This is a genomic window from Dyella sp. KRB-257, assembly GCF_049445995.1.
Classification (GTDB): Bacteria; Pseudomonadota; Gammaproteobacteria; order Xanthomonadales; family Rhodanobacteraceae; genus Dyella_A.
On sequence record NZ_JBMSDZ010000045.1, the window covers coordinates 1 to 4,387 of the forward strand.

General features: G+C 56.1%; 9 protein-coding genes. 8 read left to right on the forward strand and 1 reads right to left on the reverse strand.

Annotation, left to right across the window (positions count from 1 at the left end; all coding sequences use genetic code 11):
- The first annotated feature begins 143 nt into the window (after window positions 1–143).
- The 4 genes from ACO2Q2_RS17275 (at window position 144) to ACO2Q2_RS17290 (ending at window position 1,957) form a co-directional block, all read left to right on the forward strand.
- A complete protein-coding gene (locus ACO2Q2_RS17275; protein WP_423257486.1) occupies window positions 144–560 on the forward strand; it encodes a hypothetical protein in 417 nt (138 codons plus the stop codon).
- Between the two features lie 93 nt (window positions 561–653).
- Window positions 654–857, forward strand: coding sequence for a hypothetical protein (locus ACO2Q2_RS17280; RefSeq protein WP_423257487.1), 204 nt, complete (start codon window positions 654–656; stop codon window positions 855–857).
- Window positions 858–1,176: 319 nt separating this feature from the next.
- Window positions 1,177–1,755 carry a mobilome CxxCx(11)CxxC protein gene (locus tag ACO2Q2_RS17285; RefSeq protein ID WP_423257488.1) on the forward strand — a complete coding sequence of 193 codons (579 nt, stop codon included), beginning with the start codon at window positions 1,177–1,179 and terminating at the stop codon, window positions 1,753–1,755.
- A gap of 1 nt (window position 1,756) precedes the next feature.
- Window positions 1,757–1,957 carry a hypothetical protein gene (locus ACO2Q2_RS17290; RefSeq protein WP_423257489.1) on the forward strand — a complete coding sequence of 67 codons (201 nt, stop codon included), beginning with the start codon at window positions 1,757–1,759 and terminating at the stop codon, window positions 1,955–1,957.
- 61 nt (window positions 1,958–2,018) lie between these two features.
- Here the strand turns inward: ACO2Q2_RS17290 and ACO2Q2_RS17295 are convergent, their stop codons facing one another.
- On the reverse strand, window positions 2,019–2,282 hold the full coding sequence (locus ACO2Q2_RS17295; RefSeq protein ID WP_423257490.1) for a hypothetical protein: 264 nt from the start codon (window positions 2,280–2,282) through the stop codon (window positions 2,019–2,021).
- A 57-nt stretch (window positions 2,283–2,339) separates the two neighbouring features.
- Here ACO2Q2_RS17295 and ACO2Q2_RS17300 point away from each other — a divergent pair, with 57 nt between their 5' ends.
- The 4 genes from ACO2Q2_RS17300 to ACO2Q2_RS17315 all read left to right on the forward strand — a co-directional run bounded on the left by ACO2Q2_RS17300 (window position 2,340) and on the right by ACO2Q2_RS17315 (window position 4,125).
- Entirely contained in the window at window positions 2,340–2,684 is a 345-nt protein-coding gene (locus ACO2Q2_RS17300) for a hypothetical protein (RefSeq protein ID WP_423257491.1), read from the forward strand.
- A 61-nt stretch (window positions 2,685–2,745) separates the two neighbouring features.
- The gene (locus tag ACO2Q2_RS17305) at window positions 2,746–3,090 is read left to right on the forward strand and encodes a hypothetical protein (RefSeq protein WP_423257492.1); all 345 of its coding nucleotides are present in this window, start codon (window positions 2,746–2,748) and stop codon (window positions 3,088–3,090) included.
- A gap of 80 nt (window positions 3,091–3,170) precedes the next feature.
- A complete protein-coding gene (locus tag ACO2Q2_RS17310; RefSeq protein WP_423257493.1) occupies window positions 3,171–3,674 on the forward strand; it encodes a hypothetical protein in 504 nt (167 codons plus the stop codon).
- A 127-nt stretch (window positions 3,675–3,801) separates the two neighbouring features.
- Window positions 3,802–4,125 (forward strand): hypothetical protein, encoded by a 324-nt coding sequence (locus ACO2Q2_RS17315; protein ID WP_423257494.1) that lies wholly within the window; start codon window positions 3,802–3,804, stop codon window positions 4,123–4,125.
- The last annotated feature ends 262 nt before the right edge of the window (window positions 4,126–4,387 follow it).

Here is a 4,387-nt window from a genome sequence, read left to right on the forward strand (position 1 = left end):
GGGTCGGTTGCTCGTCGTTCTGCGCTCGTCCAGGCCAGCAGCCTCGCCCAAGCGTACCTCGTCGCAACCGTCTAACTTCTCGTCCAAGCGGACGGCTCCGCCGCCGCTTAACTCAAGCGTTAGCCGTTATGGGGAAGTACCCGATGAAGCAATGGTCAAAGTTTACTTTCTTGCTGGCGTTGGCACTGTTGGTTGCGGGTTGCGCAAACCTCACTGCTAGCGGAACCCGCACACAACCGAAGGGTGTCGTGCAGTTTCAAGTTGCTTCGAATTACCAGGACGTTTACCGGCTCATCTACAAGAACGCACAGCGGTGCTTGGACTCAGGCTCAGCGAGCGTAGTCCGCGGCACCATGTTTCCGGATAACAAAACAGCGGAGGTCATGTTCAATCTTGTCGGTACCGCTGCCATGCCACTCGTCGTTGACATCAAAGCTGCGCCGACCGGCACGTCGGTTACGTCAAGCTACGCCTTCAACGTCTTCCACATGTGGGAAAAGTCCGCCAAAGCAACAGAGCTTTGGGCGCAAGGCGACAATTCATTTTGTCCCGACATCTGAGGCGACGGCTAACAGTTCGTTCGAGGCGGCCGGCTACGCCGCCGCTCAACTCAAGCGTTAGCCAGCACCAATCGTCGAAGCAAGGAGAAACACATGAGCAATGATCCGCTTTTCAAGAACGTCGCAGATCCCGTTGAGCGTCGGAAGAAACTTGTTGAAAATTCGCAGATTGTTACCCGTGACCTGAAGCAAATCGCACTTGAGAAGTGTGGCGACGCTGGCACTGATGTATTCAACCTCGCTCAGTATCTTGCTGCCGTCATCCGTGAGCTGGACGCATTGGCAGATGCTGGCTAACAGTTCGTTCAAGGCGGACGGCTTCGCCGCCGCTTAACTCAAGCGTTAGTCGGTAGCTCGTGTTGTTTCTTCGTTGCGTGTGTTTCGCCCAGCTTCGCGCTGGCTTGTCGTCTCTCGCCGCAGCAGCATTTCGCGCGGCATTGCGGCAAGCCCTCCGCTTTCAAAGCTGGTAGCTTGTGGGGGGTCGGTTGCTCGTCGTTCTGCGCTCGTCCAGGCCAGCAGCCTCGCCCAAGCGTACCTCGTCGCAACCGTCTAACTTCTCGTCCAAGCGGACGGCTGCGCCGCCGCTTAACTCAAGCGTTAGGGCTCCCGAAACGACATGGCAAGAACTCAACTGACTGACAAGATCTGCGCCGAATGCTGGAACCGAGCAATAGATTGCTACGGCACGGGAAAAATATTCATTGAGCGGGCAAATCGCTACAGGAAGCTTCTAGATTTCATTTCTTATCTTGGCATCGCTGTGCCAGCACTTGTGGGTGGTATTGTTCTTGCCTATGGAGCGCACGCGAGCTATCTCCCACTAATTTTCTTCGCTGCAGGTCTCTTGGGGCTGGCTCAACTGCTTCTCAGCATTGCCTCCGTCGTCCGGTCCTGGCCTTCAGAGTTGGAGTATGCGCACGAATCCGCCAGTGCTAATTTCTTCCTGTCTGAGGAGTTCAAGAGGCTGGGGTCAACTGCAACAAGTCCGTCCCCTGACCTTCAGGCAAAATCAAATGAGTTAATCGCCAAAGATGAGGCACGCAGGCAACAGGACATTAAAAAGACGGTAACGGACAAAGAGCTACGAAAGGGCCATAGGCATGGTCTACGCTACTTCCAGCGAGCTTGCGTAGAATGTAAACAAGTACCACGTGACATAATTTCAACCGACTGTAACGTTTGTGGGAGATTCTAAAATGGACAATAAAGTTGCGCAGGTTCTTCAAGGTTTTCTGCAGCTCACCGATGCTCAGAAAGCCGAGTTTCAAAAGGAGCTTCAGGGGTTCAGCCAAGGGGGCGACTATACCAAACGTGTATTCCGCGAAAGCGTCAACGCTTCAGTCACCAAAATGCAGACAGGCCCGCACGGCGGCTCTTGCCCTTGTTGCGGTCGGTAATCCGCCCTAACCATTCGTCCAAGCGGACGCGCGAAAAGCCGCGTGCCGCTTAACTCCAGCGTTAGTCGGCAGTGCAGCAGCCATTATTTTCAGGGGGAGTTCGCCGCAACATGGAGCTGATCGCACGCGCCAGCATCAGAGCCGCTTCGGCCAGCGCCGTCGCAACGGTTTCGCGTGCGGCTTGCGGGAATGTTTCTGTGGCTCCGGCGAGCATCGCCGCCAGTGCCAGGTTCAACCCATCCGTTGCGTTCGCGGCATGGGCGTCGTCGCTTCGTTTAACATCGGGCGTTGCCGTGGTGGCACCGCCGTCTAACACGGCGGTCAAGCGGACGGCGTACCGCCGCCGCTTACCTTTGCGTTAGGTGCCAGTAGGAGGTTCAAGGTGCTCGGATGGGAAATCTTCGTATATCGCCCCACTGCGCCAGACATCTTCATTGCGCGTTGGATGACCAGCGTATTCGGCTTGGACTGGCTCGACCAGCTTGTCAAAGACAACAAGGTAGTTGACCTCGGCGGTGGCGGGTACCCGAATAAGTACGCGTCCACAGCCCGCGTTCTGCTTCCAATCATAAAAGCCGGCCCGCCGGCACACGATAGTCCGCTGGTCATAGGCGACGATTACGTGCTTCCGCAAGGCTGGAGCAGCAAAGTAACTTGGAACAAGCGGGAGGTCATGGCCTGTAGCGCCAACGACCAATTAATGCTTGAGGCTTGGGATAAAAGCTGAAGATCTGTAGGTCTTACGTCGGTCTCGCGCATCGCGTTGCTACCACAGGGGGAATCAAGGTATGTTTGCTTGGCCTTCCATTGGCTTTTACTGCCTATTCGGCATTTTTGTTTTCTACCAACAACTGCACGCAAGGCGTTTCCGCGGTGCGAGCCAAGTGTTTGGCCTCATCCTGAGCCTGTCTGCATTCCTTGGCATGCTTGCAGGCTTCGCCTATCTCATCTACTACGGCTGGGCCGTCGTCTGGTGGGTGCCGTTCGTCATATTCGTCATTGGCCTTGTAGCATCGCTGCTCGGCTTCATAGTAGAGCGCGCTGTTGGGGCATTCACACTCAGCATCGCGGGTTTTGTGGGCTGGCCGGTTTGTGCGTACTTCATGTTCGTACTCGTGCCGGCTGGCACCTAACAAGTCAGTCAAGCGGACGGCGGAAAAGACCCGCCGCCGCTTACTTCCAGCGTTAGGCACCTTCCCCAGGAGAGTAACGAATGCCGCAACTCAAAAGCGGCCGTCATGTAGCGCTGAGCGCCAGTCCGTATCTAGAAGCGCTTACCACCGGCCCGGATGAATCGAAGTATTTCGCCATCGTCGCCCTACGGTTGAACATCACTACACCGGAAGCTCTGCGGGATCATCTCGTCGTTGGCTACTTCGTCGAAGGCGAAGGCACACCACCCAACGCGCCATCCTACAATTCTGGCTATTGCGTGGCCGATGTGTTGGAAGGGCGCTCGGATTGGAGTGCTGACGAAGTCGAGGAGTTTCGAGCGTTTCTGACCAGCGCGCCACACATTGCTGTTTGGCTTCAAGCCCAGTTCGACGAACTCAACCAAGCCATTCAAGACAACGCAGTCTGGGGGTCGCAGCTTCTGGACAACGACGTGGCGCCAAACAACATTGACGTTCCCATGATCAAGCGTGCAATCATCCAGAAATCCGCAATGGAACCAAACGCAATGATGCAGCTGCGCGGGCGCAACCGCAGTTCATGATCCAAGTTCAGAGTCCGCGAGCGGTGCCTAACAACGCGCTCAAGCGGGACGGCCGCTGCGCGGCCGCTCCTTAGCTTTGCGTTAGGCGTCACAGAAAGATCATCGTGAACCCAAATAGGAGATCGAGATGTCGCGCTTGTTAGCATTTCTGGTGTTGCTTTCGGCTTGTACCCCTACCCTTGCCCAAGATCCGGTCAAGACCGATGGTGACAAATACAAGACACTGATGGAAAACGCCTGTGTTCGCGTTCTCGATTACAGAGACCGGCCTGGTGAGAAGACCCATCAACATCGCCATCCGGCTTTCGTTCTGTACGCGCTCGGGCCGTTCGAGCGAATTATTCACCTTCCAAATGGCAAGAACATCAAGCGATCGTTCAAAGCCGGCGATGTGATCTGGTCACCTGCGCAGACGCACATCGGCGAGAACGTTGGCAACACACCAACCTGATTCCGTGACCACCTCACCATGCCCGAGCCGGCTTACGGACGTCTATACGTCCGTGCCGCGCATAGTGCTTCGCTGTGGTGATTTCGCGGGGCGAAACGCCGCATGAGGGGGGTCAACAAGGCGGCCCTTGCCGCCGCCCTACGTGTCAACGTATGACCCAACAGCTACCCTCGGTTTTTATCTATAACAAATGGGCTCCGCTGCTGGAGTACACCGATGACCACCAATTCACCCCTCGCCGCCGAGATCACGCCTGACCCGC

Coding starts and splice junctions, on each gene's coding strand:
- ACO2Q2_RS17275 (WP_423257486.1), top strand. CDS start 144: ATGAAGCAATGGTCAAAGTTTACTTTCTTGCTGGCGTTGGCACTGTTG.
- ACO2Q2_RS17285 (WP_423257488.1), top strand. CDS start 1,177: ATGGCAAGAACTCAACTGACTGACAAGATCTGCGCCGAATGCTGGAAC.
- ACO2Q2_RS17315 (WP_423257494.1), top strand. CDS start 3,802: ATGTCGCGCTTGTTAGCATTTCTGGTGTTGCTTTCGGCTTGTACCCCT.
- ACO2Q2_RS17305 (WP_423257492.1), top strand. CDS start 2,746: ATGTTTGCTTGGCCTTCCATTGGCTTTTACTGCCTATTCGGCATTTTT.
- ACO2Q2_RS17280 (WP_423257487.1), top strand. CDS start 654: ATGAGCAATGATCCGCTTTTCAAGAACGTCGCAGATCCCGTTGAGCGT.
- ACO2Q2_RS17290 (WP_423257489.1), top strand. CDS start 1,757: ATGGACAATAAAGTTGCGCAGGTTCTTCAAGGTTTTCTGCAGCTCACC.
- ACO2Q2_RS17310 (WP_423257493.1), top strand. CDS start 3,171: ATGCCGCAACTCAAAAGCGGCCGTCATGTAGCGCTGAGCGCCAGTCCG.